At 72.9% G+C, this 13367-nt stretch carries 11 protein-coding genes; 4 read left to right on the forward strand and 7 right to left on the reverse strand.

Going from position 1 to position 13367, the window contains the following annotated elements:
* Positions 1–41: 41 nt before the first annotated feature.
* The 4 genes from ABIA35_RS06130 to ABIA35_RS06145 form a co-directional block, all read right to left on the reverse strand.
* On the reverse strand, positions 42–986 hold the full coding sequence (locus tag ABIA35_RS06130; RefSeq protein ID WP_370357195.1) for an NAD-dependent epimerase/dehydratase family protein: 945 nt from the start codon (positions 984–986) through the stop codon (positions 42–44).
* The gene (locus tag ABIA35_RS06135; RefSeq protein WP_370357196.1) at positions 983–2068 is read right to left on the reverse strand and encodes a DegT/DnrJ/EryC1/StrS family aminotransferase; all 1086 of its coding nucleotides are present in this window, start codon (positions 2066–2068) and stop codon (positions 983–985) included. The genes ABIA35_RS06130 and ABIA35_RS06135 overlap by 4 nt, the downstream gene beginning before the upstream one ends.
* Complete coding sequence (locus ABIA35_RS06140) at positions 2068–3237, reverse strand: nucleotide disphospho-sugar-binding domain-containing protein (protein WP_370357197.1); 1170 nt, start codon at positions 3235–3237, stop codon at positions 2068–2070. The genes ABIA35_RS06135 and ABIA35_RS06140 overlap by 1 nt, the downstream gene beginning before the upstream one ends.
* Positions 3238–3433: 196 nt before the next feature.
* Positions 3434–4267 (reverse strand): sulfotransferase, encoded by an 834-nt coding sequence (locus ABIA35_RS06145; RefSeq protein ID WP_370357198.1) that lies wholly within the window; start codon positions 4265–4267, stop codon positions 3434–3436.
* Between the two features lie 103 nt (positions 4268–4370).
* On the opposite strand from ABIA35_RS06145, the gene ABIA35_RS06150 reads away from it, so the two are divergent.
* The 4 genes from ABIA35_RS06150 to cysC are packed head-to-tail and all read left to right on the forward strand — an operon-like array spanning position 4371 to position 8191.
* Positions 4371–4760: a bleomycin resistance protein gene (locus ABIA35_RS06150; protein WP_370357199.1), complete on the forward strand. Its 390-nt coding sequence runs from the start codon at positions 4371–4373 to the stop codon at positions 4758–4760.
* Between the two features lie 55 nt (positions 4761–4815).
* Positions 4816–6048 (forward strand): nucleotide disphospho-sugar-binding domain-containing protein, encoded by a 1233-nt coding sequence (locus ABIA35_RS06155; RefSeq protein WP_370357200.1) that lies wholly within the window; start codon positions 4816–4818, stop codon positions 6046–6048.
* The gene (gene rfaE2 / locus ABIA35_RS06160) at positions 6048–7577 is read left to right on the forward strand and encodes a D-glycero-beta-D-manno-heptose 1-phosphate adenylyltransferase (protein WP_370357201.1); all 1530 of its coding nucleotides are present in this window, start codon (positions 6048–6050) and stop codon (positions 7575–7577) included. The genes ABIA35_RS06155 and rfaE2 overlap by 1 nt, the downstream gene beginning before the upstream one ends.
* Positions 7577–8191 carry an adenylyl-sulfate kinase gene (gene cysC, locus ABIA35_RS06165; protein ID WP_370357202.1) on the forward strand — a complete coding sequence of 205 codons (615 nt, stop codon included), beginning with the start codon at positions 7577–7579 and terminating at the stop codon, positions 8189–8191. Before rfaE2 ends, cysC begins: the two co-directional genes overlap by 1 nt.
* A gap of 67 nt (positions 8192–8258) precedes the next feature.
* Here the strand turns inward: cysC and ABIA35_RS06170 are convergent, their stop codons facing one another.
* Genes ABIA35_RS06170 through ABIA35_RS06180 form a run of 3 tightly spaced genes read right to left on the reverse strand, consistent with a single transcriptional unit; the run spans position 8259 to position 13346 of the window.
* The gene (locus ABIA35_RS06170) at positions 8259–10235 is read right to left on the reverse strand and encodes an enoyl-CoA hydratase-related protein (protein ID WP_370357203.1); all 1977 of its coding nucleotides are present in this window, start codon (positions 10233–10235) and stop codon (positions 8259–8261) included.
* The gene (locus ABIA35_RS06175) at positions 10232–11878 is read right to left on the reverse strand and encodes a class I adenylate-forming enzyme family protein (RefSeq protein WP_370357204.1); all 1647 of its coding nucleotides are present in this window, start codon (positions 11876–11878) and stop codon (positions 10232–10234) included. Before ABIA35_RS06175 ends, ABIA35_RS06170 begins: the two co-directional genes overlap by 4 nt.
* Positions 11879–11933: 55 nt before the next feature.
* Positions 11934–13346, reverse strand: coding sequence for a condensation domain-containing protein (locus ABIA35_RS06180; protein ID WP_370357205.1), 1413 nt, complete (start codon positions 13344–13346; stop codon positions 11934–11936).
* Positions 13347–13367: the final 21 nt, after the last annotated feature.

Raw genomic sequence — 13367 nt, forward strand, 5'->3', positions numbered from 1 at the left:
CACTCGGTTCCGGCGAAACCATGGTGCTCCGTCTCTCGAACTCAGGCCGTGAAGTCGGGGAACTCCCCGACGTGCTCCCGGTACCAGGCCAGTGACTCCGGGATGCCGGTCTCGATCGGGATCTCCGGCCGGTAGTCGATGTACCGGCTGCTGTTCGTGACGTCGCCCAGCGTCACCGAGTCCTTCGGCTCGCCCAGGCGCATCTGCACCGAGACGATGTCGGCCTCGTCGAAACTCCCCTTGGCCTGCTCCAGGATGAACTTCGCGAGCCAGAGCACCTCGGTCTTGCGCTCGGTCCCCAGGTCCATGATGTGCTCGAACAGGCCCGGCTGCTCCGGTGCGAGCATGGCCGAGACCAGGCCGCGGGCCAGGTCGCGGACGTGGACCAGGTCGATGATCATGTTGCCGCGGTCGTGCACGCGCAGCGGCAGGCCCTTGAGGGCGGACAGCGCGAAGACCGGGAACACCTTGCGGACCGGGTAGGCCTTCTGCCGGGGGCCGTAGGCGTTGAGGCCGCGGACCACCACGATCTTGCCGTCCTGCCAGCTGTTGATCATCTGGGCCAGCTTGGCCGCGGTGTGCTTGGTGACGCTGTACGGGTTCAGCCAGTCGTTGCCGACGGTGATGTACACGCACCGCTTGCCCTCGTCGCGGGCCGCCTCGAAGACGTTCAGCGAGCCCATCACGTTGCTGCCGGCGGTCTCCTCCAGGAAGTCCATGGTCTCGGAGGTGCCCAGGATCCCGGCCATGTGGATGACCCGGTCGGCCTCGCTCACCAGCTTGCGGACCAGCGAGCGGTCCCGGGTGTCGCCGCGGACGTCGGTGTAGTCGGCGTCGAAGGCGAAGGCCGGGCCCTGTTTGTCCAGGCCCACGATCTCGTACGGCGCCGGCTCGCCGGCCGCGGCGGCCGTGCGGTTCAAGGCGGTCAGATGCTCGGCTATGTGCGATCCGATGAACCCGTTGATCCCGGTGACCAGAACCCTCACGTACCCGCTCCCGTCGCGTTTTCGGAGGCCTGCAGAACGATTGCCAAGCTGTCGGCCACGTACGCCAGGTCCTCTTCGCCGAGGCCGTACCAGAACGGCAGGCACAGCAACCGGTCCCAACCCGGTTCGGCCCGACCGTCCAGCCAGTCCGCCTCGGCCATCGAGAAGTCCATGATCGGAGTCGGCGTGGCGATGCCGAACCCGGTACGCAGCCGCTGCCGGACGCCGGGGACGTCGCCGACCCGGAGCACGGCTCTGGTGTGGTTGTCGTAGTCGTCGGTGACCAGCTCCAAGCCCACACGCCGGAGCTGGTCGCGGTAGGCCGTGTGCAGCCCGGCCATGTGCGCGCTGATCTCGTCGGCGTGCCGGAGCTGCACCTCGAGCATCGCGGCGTGCAGTTCGGAGAGCCGGTGGTTGTAGCCGAGGTGGTCGATCGGGCGCTCGGCCGGGACGGCACGGCGGTCGAGCCGGCCGAAGTCCCGGTAGCGGCGCAGCTTCTCGTGAAGGCCGGCGTCGTCGGTGACGACGCAGCCGCCCTCGCCGGCTGTCAGGGCCTTGTTGAAGGTGAAGCTGTACACCCCGGCCCGGCCGAGCGTGCCGACCATGCCCTTCGGGGTGCGGGTGAGGAAGCACTGGCTGGCGTCCTCGATGTCCTCGGGGCCGACCGAGCCCACGTAGTCGGCGCCGGCCTGGCCGGCCAGCGCGACGTGCCAGCGCTGGGTCCCGGCCGGCAGCGGGTCGGCGGCCTCGGCCATCGGCCCGCTCAACGGCCGGGTCCGCGGCCGGAGCACCACCTCCCGGCCGAGGCGGCGGGCGACGTAGGGGACGCTGACGAAGTTGACGGTCGGGGTGCCGACCGGGCCCTCGTCCTGCGCCATCAGGGCTTCGATGGCGGTCGTGCCGTTGCTGAACAGCAGCGCGTACCGCTTGCCGGTCAGCTCGGCCAGCGCCGCCTCGCACCGTTCGACGTACTCGCCCTGCAGGACCCGGCCGGAGGCGATGACGCCCGAGACGGCCTGCGCCACCTCGTCGGCGAACATCAGATAGGAGGGCCGGAAGTCCGTGACCGGTCGGCGGTCCATCAACGGTTCCACGCCCGGACCAGGTCCTCCAGGGCTTCGGCCGCATGCGACGGGCTCGGCTGCGCGGCGATCTGCGCGGCGACGTCCTGGGCGCGCTGCCGATAGGACGGGTCCTCCAGCAGATCGCGGACCGCCGCCACCACGTCCTCGTCCGTCATACTCGCGTGGTCCAGCTTGCGGCCGGCCCCGCAGCGTTCGAGCAGCATGGCGTTGGTGTGCTCGTCGCCGAACACCGGCAGCGCCAGCTGCGGCACGCCGAAACCCAGCGCGGTCAGCGCCGTGCCGGGACCGCCCTGGTGGACGAGCACGTCCAGGCTGTCGGCCAGGAGCTTGAGCGGCAGCCAGTCCACCACCCGCACCCCGGGCAGATCCAGGTCCACCAGCTCCCGGTGCGCCGGCCGCAGCGGCACGACCACCTCCATGCCCAGTGGCGCCAACGCCCGGGCGATCCGGCCGACGATGGCCAGCCCGCCGTTCTCCGGCAGCACCGTGCCCATGGTGACGCACACGCGCGGGCCCTTGCGCGGCTCGGCGAGCCAGTCCGGCATCGCGCCAGGGCCGTTGTAGGGCACGTACCTCATCGACTGGTGCGGCGCGTCGATCCTCAAGTCCGGCGTCTGGAAAGCCGGCGGGCACACGTCGAGCACCAGCGCCGGCGGCCGGGCCGGCTCGGTCATGCCGAACCGGGCGCGCAGCCGCGACTCGCCCTCGGCCAGCGCGCGCCGCAGCCGCGGCCGGACCGGCGGGCCCCAGCTCTGGTGCACGGCCGGGACGCCGAGCCGGTCGGCGACCAGCCGGCCGGCCAGCTCCACCGGCTCGTGCAGCACCAGGTCGGGGCGGAAGTCCTCGACGGCCTCCAGCAGCCCGGAGGCCAGCAGTCCGCTCATCCGGGCGTTGGCCTGGGCGAAGGCGGTGGCCAGCGAGCCGCCTTCGGTGAAGGCCGCGACCGGGAGCTCGGAGGGGTCCAGCCGCCGGCCGACCGGCATCGCGGTCAGGCTGGTCTCGACCACATGGTTGGTCAGGTTGGGCAGCGAGGCCACCCGGACGTCGTGGCCGCGCGAGCGCAGGGCCCACGCGGTGGGCACCACGTCCCACAGATGGCTGAGGATCGGACTGGTCGTGACCAGGATGTTCAGCGCGCGTTCGGGCGCGGGCGAGCCGACGGTCACCTGTGCTGTCCCCCTCCGGCACCGGTCCGCGCGGGCGCCGGTGGCTGGCGCTCCGGGGCCGCAAGTCCCGCTGCCCGCGTGATCCTAGCGGGAGGTTTCCAGAGCGTGCAAGACCACTGATATCCCGCTTCCGGCAGCCCGCCGACGGGACGGCGAACCGGGCATGAACATCAGGGCTTTGACCTCAAATCGACTATCAGAGCTTTGACGAAGGCCAGCGGTCCAGGTCGATCTCCGGGAACCGGGCGGCCAGCCGGTCCAGGTCCGCACGCAGCGCCGCGCGGGCCACCTCGTCCAGCTCCCGGCCCACCTCGATCTTGGCCCCGGAGGTGGCGTTGCGCGGCCGGCGCAGCGCCGCGGTGACCGGCACGCGCTCCGGGTCCAGGGCGAGGAACTCGAACATCGCCCGCGCCTGTCCGGCCGGATCGGCGACGCAGTGCTCGTATTGCTGGATGAGGATCTGCTCGGCCGGGAACGCGGCCAGGAGCCGGTCCAGCTGGTCGGCATACAGGCTCCTGATGAACTCCCGTTCGATCATGGTGTCGTCCAGCAGCGGGCCCGATGCCGCGGCCGGATCGGCGGCCCGCATCCGGGCGACGTAGGTCAGGCCTGAGCGCGCCCGGTCGATGGGATCACGCAGCAGCACCAGCAGCCGCGCGTCGGGGGCCACGCGGGCCAGCATCGGCGCCGTCCAGCGGTCGAACATGTACCTGGGCGTCCACTCCCCGCCGATGCTCCCCTCCGGACGCGGGAAGTACGCGTGGTAGGCCGCGGCGTCGGGACCGCGCCGGCCGTCGCCGAACTGGCCGAAGTAGTGGACCTCCTTGGGCTGCCCGGGCGGGCGGGCCACCACCGGGTGGCTGGTGAGGATGTGGTGCCACCAACTGGTCCCGGAGCGGAAGGTCCCGACGCCGACGAAATCCGGCGGCCCGGGGCGCCATCCCGGCGGAGTGGCCGGCGGCGGCAGCGGGGCCCGATATGGCAGAGCGCTGATGTTCTCGGCACCGGTCCGGTCCAGCCGTTCTGACATGCGTCGGCCTCCAGATGAAGGTTTGCCGAAACGCCGGTTGCCGGCGGGTTCGGCGGACGTGTCGGCGAGACTTCCGCCGTCGCGGTATGGCAGCCTATGCGTCGTGACTACCGACACGCCCACAGGGCAGGGTCCTGAGATCGGTCGCTTCGAGCCCATCTTCCCGGTCCGCGATCTGCGGCGCTCGCTGGAGCACTACAAGCTACTCGGTTTCGATGTCGACGACTACGAAGAAGGCGACGAGTACTCCTTCGCCCGGCGCGACGGCAACCAGCTGCACCTGACGCTGACCCCTGACATGGACCCGCTGGTGAACGCCGCGTGCGTCTACTTCCGGGTGGACGACGCGGCGGCGCTGGCCGACCAGTGGCGGGCCAGCGGCGCCGGCGGGACCGGGCCGGCGCACGACACCGACTACGGGATGTGCGAGTCCGCGCACGTGGACCCGGACAACAACATGATCAAGTTCGGCTCCCGGATCGCCCAGCGGTGAACACGGCGCCCACCGCGCCCGGCCACGGCCCGATATCCGCCGGGCGCCGCCTGTCATGAGGGCCCTGATAACCACCACACCCTTCCTGTCCCACCTGTGGGACGTCGTGCCGCTGGGCTGGGCCCTGCGCTCGGCCGGGCACGACGTCCGGGTCGCGGCCCTGCCGAACATCACCGAGGACATCGTCGCCACCAGCCTGACCGCGATGCCGGCCGGCCCGCTGTTCGACACCACCCTGGTACCGGACTGGAGCGGGCAGGACGACGGCCTTCTCCCCTTCGCCAGCACCACCGCGCGCCTGGGCGGGCTGCTGGCCCACGGCCTGGCCGGCAAGCTCGACGACTTCCCGCCGGACCTGGTGGTGCACGAACCGCTGGACCTGGCCGGGCCGATCATCGCCCAACTGGCCGGCGTCCCGGCGGTCCACGTCTCCTGCGGACCTCCCTACGCACCGCGGGCGGTCCAGGCGCTGGCCAAGGCTGCCGCCTCGGTGCGCCGCCGCCAGGGCTGGCCCGCCGAGGTCCCGCCGCCGGCGCTGATCGTCGACGTGTGCCCGCCGAGCTACGCCGATCCCGACCGCCGCCTGGCCGGCCCGCACCAGCCGATGCGGTTCGTCCCCTACAACGGCCCCGGGGCCGTCCCGGACTGGCTGCGCGAGCCGGCGGACCGGCCCCGGGTCTGCGTGACCATGGGCACCGGAGCGGCCGGACACCCCCTGCTCAGCCGGATCGCCGCGGCGCTGGCGAGCCTGGACGTCGAGGTCGTGGTGCCGGCCCGGCCCGACGTCGCGGCGCAGGTCGCCGAGGCGGTGCCGGCGGCGCGCGTCGTGGAGTGGCTGCCGTTGAAGCTGCTGCTGGCCGCCGGCTGCGACCTGGTGGTCCACCACGGCGGACCGGGCACGGCGCTGACCGCGCTGAGCTACGGCGTGCCGCAGCTGACCGTGCACGTCCACGACCATCCGGCGGCCGGGGAGCACTACATCAACAGCCGCCTGCTGAAGGCCTGCGGCGCCTCGATCGGCCTGAGCGGCCGGGCCATGACCGACCAGGACATCGTCGACGCCGTCAGGGCCCTGATGACAGAGTCCGGATACCGCGCCGCGGCCGGCGCGATGGCCGCGGAGATCCGCGCCATGCCCAGTCCCGCCGCCACGGTGGAGGTGCTGGAGCGGCTCGTCGGCCAGGCTCAGGAACAGATACAGACTCCGTATCAAACACAGGCTCTTGATCAAACACAGGCTCTTAGTCAAATACAGACCGGGCGTGCCACTCGTCCGGTGGAGGCCTGATGACACAGTCCCGCGAAGAGAACGACGGCGGCCCGGGGCATCCGGCGCCGCCGCCCGGACGGACGCCGGTCGATCTGGTGATCGTCGGCGACGTGCTGCTGGACCGGGACATCACCGGCGAGGTGGAGCACATATCCTCCGAGGCCCCGGTCCCGGTGGTCGACGTGCTGCGCCAGACCACCCGGCCCGGCGGCGCCGGTCTGGCCGCGCTGCTGGCCGCGCGCCAGGGCGAGAAGGTCACGCTGATCACCGCGCTGGGCACCGACCAGGCCGCGGCCAGCGCGCTGGAGGCGCTGACCCGGGCCGGCGTCGCGGTCGTCAACCTGGGCACGGCCGCGCCGACCACGGTGAAGACCCGGATCCGGGCCGCGAACCAGACCCTGGTGAAGGTGGACGAGGCCGCGCCCGCGCTGGCCCCGGGCCCGCTGCCGCCGGCCGGCCGGGCCGCGATCGAGGCGGCCGACGCCGTGCTGGTGTCGGACTACGGCGGCGCGGTCGCGGCGGCCGAGGACGTGCGCGAGGCGCTCGCGCACGCCGCGCTCCGCACCCGCATGGTGTGGGACCCGCACCCGCGCGGTTCCGTACCGGTCGCCGGGGTGACGGTGGTGACGCCGAACCGGCGCGAGGCCCGGGCGCTGGCTCCAGCTCCGGCTCCTGTCCTGGCTCCCGTTCCGACTGCCGAGCAGGGCGCCGACCCTGTCGCGGCGCCAGCCGCCTCCGCCGACGGGGCCCGGCACCCCGGCCTGGCCGAGGACGTGGAGTGCGCCCGGCGGCTGCTGCGGATCTGGGACGTCGGCCAGGTCGCGATCACCCGCGGCGCGGCCGGGGCGGTGCTGGTCAGCGGTGCGAACGCGCTGCCGCTGGTGGTGCCGACCCCGTTCGAGGCGTTCGGGGACCCCTCGGGCGCGGGCGACCGGTTCGCCGTCGGCGCGGCGGCCCTGCTCGCCCGCGGCGCGCTGCCCTCCGAAGCCGTCGGCCACGCGGTCGTGATGGCGGCCGAGTACGTGGCCGCGAACACCTTCCAGGCCCGGCCGCCGATCGCCGCGCCGGCCGCCGACGAGAGCGCCGCGGCGCTGGCCGAGCGGATCCGGGCCGGCGGCGGCGTGGTGGTGGCCACCGGCGGCTGCTTCGACCTGCTGCACCGCGGGCACGTGGCGCTGCTGCAACAGGCCCGCCGGCTCGGCGACTGCCTGATCGTGTGCGTGAACGACGACGCCTCGGTGACCCGGCTCAAGGGCCCGACCCGCCCGGTGGTGACCGCCGAGGACCGCGCCGCCGTCCTGGAGGGGCTGGGCTGCGTGGACCGCGTCGTCGTGTTCGAGGGCGACACCCCCGCCGAGGTACTCTCACGGATCCGGCCCCATGTGTTCGTCAAGGGAGGCGACTACGCAGTCGGCGACATCCCCGAGAGCGCGGCGGTCGAGAAGCACGGCGGCCAGGTGGTCCTGGTCCCCTATCTCGACGGCCGGTCGACCACTTCCATGATCGCCCGCGCACTGCGCACCGACGACGCGATGGGACAGACCTGATGACGGGCCGCCACACAACCACGACACCGCAGGCACCGACCCGCGGCGCGACGATCTGGCTCACCGGCCTGTCCGGCGCCGGGAAGAGCACCGTCGCCGAGGCCGTCGCCGACCGGCTGCGCGCCGAAGGGCATGCGGTGCAGGTCCTCGACGGGGACGAGCTGCGCGCCGAGCTCTCCCCCGGCCTGGGCTTCACCCGGCAGGACCGCGACATCCACGTGGCGCGCGTCGGCTACGTGGCCCGGCTGCTGGCCGGGCACGGAGTCAAGGTGCTGGCACCGGTGATCGCCCCGTACGCCGAGGCGCGCGCCGCCGTCGCCGCCCGGCACGCGGAGTCCGGTGTCGACTATCTGGAGATCCACGTGGCGACCCCGGTCCAGGTGTGCGCGGCCCGGGACACCAAGGGGCTGTACGCCAAGCAGGCCGCCGGCGAGATCTCGGGCCTGACCGGTGTCGACGACCCGTACGAGCCGCCGCCGAACCCGGCGCTGCGGCTCGACGCGCACCTGGAGTCGGTGCAGGAGTCTGCGCAGGCGTTGTACGCGGTGCTGGAGGCGCGGGGGCTGCTCGGTTCCGGGATCGGGGCCGAGGAGTCGGTCGCCGCAGCCTTCTAGACAGCCGGACCAGCGGTTGCCGGATCGATCGTCATCGACCCGGCAACCGCTTTCGACGGCTTCACCGCTACTCAGCCCCCGGATACCACCGCTGAGGCTCCATCCCCTCCGACCGCACCCGCCCGCGCCCCTCCAGGTACACCAGGTGCGCCAGGATCTCCCGGGCCGCGCTGTACTTCACCGCGCCGGACAGCGTCGTCCAGGGGCGGGCCCAGGTCAGCCGGGCGGCGATGGACCAGCAGGCCGCGCCCGGGGTGTCGGCGACGGCGGCCTCGATCTCGGACAGCCGATGCTCGTGGTGGCCCAGAAGCTGGTCGACCCGGGTGCGCAGGCCGCGGAAGCGGTATTCGTGGGCCGGCAGGACCTCCTCGACCCGCAGGTCGCCGACCGCGGCCAGGGCCCCGAGGTAGTCCTGGAGCGGGTCGGGGCGCTGGCGGGAGTGCAGCGAGACGTTCGGCGAGATGCGGGGCAGGATGTGGTCGCCGGACAGCAGCAGGCCGTGTCCGGCCTCGAAGAAGCACACGTGGCCCGGGGTGTGGCCGGGGGTCCAGATCGCGCGCAGGTCCCAGCCGGGCAGGTCGAGCTGCTTGCCGTCCTGGAACAGGACGTCGGGCTGGGTCTGCTGGATGTACTTGCGCGCCTTGCGCTCGGACATGCCGCCGGATCCGCTCCCCGGGACGCCCAGGCGCGCGCGCATGGTCTCCCAGCCCGCGGCCAGCCCGGCGCGCAGGGCGTCGTCGTCGCGGTCGCCGATGGTCGCGGCGTCCTCGGGATGCAGGCCCAGCCAGGCGCCGGAGACGTCGCGGACCCGCGCGGCCAGGCCGTAGTGGTCGGGGTGGGCGTGGGTGGTCAGCACGGCCCGCACGTCCTGGATCTGCCGGCCGGCCTCGGCCAGCCCGGCGACCAGCCCGTCCCAGGCCTCCTCGGAGTCCCAGCCGGTGTCCACCAGCGCCACCCCGTCGGGCAGCTCGAAGGCGTAGGACAGGACGTAGCGCATGCGGCCCGGCATCGGCACCGGGATCGACCACAGGCCCGGACGGACCTGCTCGACCGGCGGGAACTCCTCCCGCGCCCAGGCCTCCTTCTGCAGGACGCCGGTGATGTCGAGCGCTGCGATGTCGGACGCTGAGATGCCGGACGCTGAGGTGTCGGTGCTGTCAGGCGCTGCGGAGTCCTCACCAGACTCGGCGGGGCGAGCGGGCTCGGCGGTGCGGGTGCCGCGCGCCGGGCGGTCGTCGCGCTCTGAGAAGATCCGCTCGTACGTCGGCAGCCGGCGGGCCGCGTCCGTGCGCGCTGCCGCGGCCTGCTCGCGGCTGGCCATCGAGCGCACCAGCCGGCGCTCCTCGGCCATGGCCTCGGCCAGGTCCAGGTCCAGGGTGATGTTCAGCAGCTTCTTGGCGGTGCGCAGGGCGTAGTCGGCGTGGCAGGTGAGCGAGGCGGCGAAGCGCTCGGCCTCGGCCAGCAGCGTCTCGCCGGGCACCACCCTGTCCACCAGGCCGATGCGCTCGGCCTCCGCGGCGTCGACCGGTTCGCCGGTCATGATCATCCGTCGGGCGGCGGCCAGGCCCACCAGGCGCGGCAGCCGCGCGGTGCCGCCGCCGAGCGGCAGCGCGCCGAAGCGGATCTCGGTGAGCCCGATCTTCGCCTCGGCAGCCATGATGCGGAAGTCGCAGCTCAATGCGATCTCGCAGCCGCCGCCCATGGCCGCGCCGTTGATCGCGGCGATCACCGGCTGCGGGATCCCGCTCAGGTCCGTCGAGCCGGGGTAGCGCTTGCGCGCCGCGGCGCGGACCTGACGCGATTCGCGCAGGTCGGCGCCGCCGGAGAAGTGCTTGCCGGCGCCGGTGAGGATCACGGCGCGCACCGATTCGTCGGCGGCGATGTCCGCCGCCGCCTCGAACAGCCCGGCGCGGATCTCGGCGCTGAAGGCGTTGGCCCGCTCGGGGCGGTTGAGGGTGATGATCGCGAGTCCGTCGCGGCGCTCGACCAGGACGGCCTGCCCGGCCGCCCCGCCGACGGTCCCGCCAACCGTCTCGCCGGTCACTTGAAGCCGTCCTTCCCAGCCCAGAACGGGGCGCGCAGCTCGGTCTTGAGGACCTTGCTCATCCCGTTGCGCGGCAGGTCCTCGACGAACTCGATCCGGCGCGGCCGCTTGAACGGCGCGAGCGTGGGCGCGATGAACTCCAGCAGTTCGGCCTCGGTGGCGCTGAAGCCGGAGCGCAGGATGCAGAACGCCATCACCTGCTCGCCGAAGGTCTCCTCCGGGATGCCGATCACCGCGGCCTCGGCGACCGCCGGATGCCCGGTGAGCGCGTTCTCGACCTCCGCGGGGTAGATGTTGGCCCCGCCGGCGATGATCATGTCCTTCACCCGGCCGGTGATGTAGAGGTAGTTGTCCTCGGTGAGGCGGCCGACGTCGCCGGAGCGGAAGAAGCCGTCCGGCGTGATGCGGTCGTCGCCCTCCTCGTGGTCGCCGAGGTAGGAGGAGATGGTGACCGGGGTGCGGATGTAGAGCTCGCCGGTCTCGCCCCGGGGCAGCTCCGAGCCGTCCGGCGCGATGACCCGGACCTCGACGTGCGGCCGCAGCAGGCCACAGGAACCGGGCCGCTCCAGGTGGCCGTCGGGCCGCATGACGGCCACCATGCCGACCTCCGAGGCGCCGTAGCCCTCGTGCAGCACCGGACCGAAGTACTCCATCACCCACTCCTTCACCGCCCAGGGCGTCGGAGCCGAGCCGGTGGAGACGGCCTTGACGGAGCCGACGTCGTAGGAGGCGAGCACCTCCGGCGGCAGCGCACGCATACGCTGCAGCATCGTCGGCACGGTCTTCCAGTGCGTGATGCGCCGCTTCTGGATGATCTCCAGGGCGGCTTCCGGGTCGTAGCGGTCCAGCAGGTAGACCGTGCCGCCGACCTTGTGGCAGGTCCGCGCGGACTTCGGCCCGACGCCGTGGTGCAGCGGCAGGGTCAGCAGGGTGCGGCCGCGCGGCCGGGACCGCTTGAGCCGGCTGACTTCGGAGAACTCGTTGATCCGGCGCTGGTGCTCCTCGTCCTGGGCGACCTGCTTGCGGGCACCCTTGGGGGTCCCGGTGGTCCCCGAGGAGTAGGTCGTCAGCGTGGCCCGCGGCGTGCTCAGCCGGCCGACCGGCTCCCGGGAGGCGATCAGCTCCTCCAGGTCCTGCGCACGGGAGTCCGGGGTCCGGAGCGAGACCAGGATCGGGACGCGCTCGGCGGCTGCGTCCAGCAGCGGCCCCGCCTCCTCGTCGTCGAAGAACAGCACCTCGGGGTCGACGTCCTCGACGATGCCGAGGACCTCGTGCGGCGTGAGCCGCCAGTTCACCGCGATGTGCTCCCAGCGCGCCTTGTTCAGCGCCAGGTTGATGACGAACCACTCGAAGCTCTGATGGGTCCGCACGCAGGCCCGCTTGCGCTCCGAGTCGAGGGAGACCAGCCAGTCGGCCAGCCGGTTCGCCCGGTCGTTCCACTCCTTGTAGGTCATCGAGCGGTCGCCGTCCACCACGGCCGGGTGGTCGGGCGTGACCTCGGCCCAGTGCTCGGGCTGCCCGCGTCCACGGACCGCCGCCGACTTCGGCGCCGGCTTGGGCTCGGTCTCCGACTGCATCTCGGTGTCCGGCTTCGGCTCGTTCGGCTCGGTCTTCAGCTCGGTCTCCGGCTCCGTCTGGCTCACGACAGTCCCTCCCCTATCGCTGCGGGCGCACGCACCCCGGTGAACACGTACTCGATCATGCCGCCGCCACCTCGTCGGCGGCCGCTACGACTCGCCGTAGTACGGACGCGACGAACGCGTCCGGGAACCTGCGGCGGTCATAGGAGGCCGACAGGCACGGCCGGTCTGCGATGTCGATCCAGAACCAGAGCTTGGACTTGCGCACGGCGAACGCCGAACCGCCGCCTTCGGCATCCGCGGGATCGGCGACATTGGCGCGATCGGCGGTGTTGGCGGCATTGGCGGCATTGGCCGGACCGCCGCCGGCCGGACCCACCGCCGCGCCGCCGGGCTGCGGTCCGGCGAGCCGGACGTTCACCGTGATCTGCGACAGCGGATGGGCCAGCCGGCCTTCCGGCCGGTACAGCGATTCGTCCAGCTCCCGGGACAACCGGGTGATGGTGTACGGCGGGGCCGACCGCTCGATGCCACGCCCGGTCGCCAACAGCGTGGCCCGGCACCGGGCGGCCAGATCGGCCGCCGGATCGACCTGGTGGCGCAGCACGATGCTGCGCGCGAAGAAGCCGATCAGCGCGTCGCTGCCGGGCCGGTCCCGGCCGTGGTGCATGAAGTAGTAGAGGAAGTCGTCACACTGATACTCCTCGGCGAGCGCCGAGAGCAACAGCGTCTGCCACACCGCGGCCGTCGTCACCCGCGCGGTCCGGGCGAACAGGGCGATGCGGCCGGCGGTCCCGGCGGCCGGCGCGGGAGCGGCCACCGATCCGGCCCAGCCCAGCGAACCGATCTCAGTCGCCCTGGCAAGCTTCGGGACGCTGCTGCTGTCCGAGACCAGATCCCGCCAGTACTCGAGCTGGCCGCCGGACAACTCGGCACCGGCCGCATGCTGGGCGGCCACGTGCGCACTCCAACTGGTCCGCAGCCGAGGCAGGACCGGACGCCGGCCGGCCAGCACGGCACGGTAGGCGGCCGACAGCTCGCCGACCAGGATGTCGCGGCACCAGTTGTCCCACGCCAGATGGTGCACGATCAGCAGCACGTCGCAGCCCGAGCCCGGCACCGCCCGCCGCAGCACCGCCGCCCGCACCGGCCCGGCCCCCCACACATCCAGCGGCACCCGCGAAAGCTCGGCGACCAGCCGCTCGACCGTCACACCGGCCCGCGGCTCGTGCACCGCGACCGGGATCAGACCCCCCGGCGCGCCGATCCGCTGCCGCACAACCCCGTCCGGACAGGCCACCAGCCGCATCCGCAACGGCTCATGCCGGTCGGCGACGAATCCCAGCGCGCGCGACAGGAGGGCGGGCTCGACGTCGAACGGCAGCCGCAGCAAGACCGGGAACTGCCAATGCCGCAGCATGTACCCCTGCGTGATCGCGGCCTGTTCGGTGGACAGCGGCAGCAGACCGGGCTCGATCGGCAGCCCGGCGCGATCGGCGGGCTCGGCAGGCAGGTCGGCCCCGGCACGCACGGCGGCCAGCTCACCAGGCAG

It is taken from the genome of Catenulispora sp. MAP12-49 (assembly GCF_041262705.1).
Taxonomy (GTDB): domain Bacteria; phylum Actinomycetota; class Actinomycetes; order Streptomycetales; family Catenulisporaceae; genus Catenulispora.